Origin of the sequence: Streptomyces sp. IBSBF 2435 (assembly GCF_036815005.1) — a bacterium.
In the GTDB taxonomy this organism is placed as follows: domain Bacteria; phylum Actinomycetota; class Actinomycetes; order Streptomycetales; family Streptomycetaceae; genus Actinacidiphila.
In genome coordinates, this window is sequence record NZ_JAJSYW010000352.1 from 1 (window position 1) to 254 (window position 254).

Below are 254 nucleotides of genomic sequence, written 5' to 3' on the forward strand. Positions count from 1 at the left end.
CGGGGAGGGGTGGGGGGAGTCGAGGGAGCGGTGCGGCGGGGTCCTGCGGCTGCCGTCGCGGGACCGGCCGCGGTCGGCGGATCGACGGCCGGAGGACCGGCCGTCGGCGGATCGGCCGCCGAAGGGTCAGACGAACTGCCACAAGTGGTCGGCGGTGCCGTTGTCGTCGTACTGGACGACGGGCGCGCTGTTGGCGGTCGACATCAGGTCCACGCCCAGCACCTTCTGCGAGTTGAGGTTGCGGATCCGGTACC

Annotated in this window: 1 protein-coding gene; it reads right to left on the reverse strand. The window is 72.8% G+C overall.

Features of this window, described 5'->3' with window-relative positions; genetic code table 11:
• Nucleotides 1–126: 126 nt before the first annotated feature.
• On the reverse strand, nucleotides 127–254 hold a 128-nt coding region (locus V7E46_RS34050; protein WP_443054428.1), incomplete at its 5' end, for an RICIN domain-containing protein.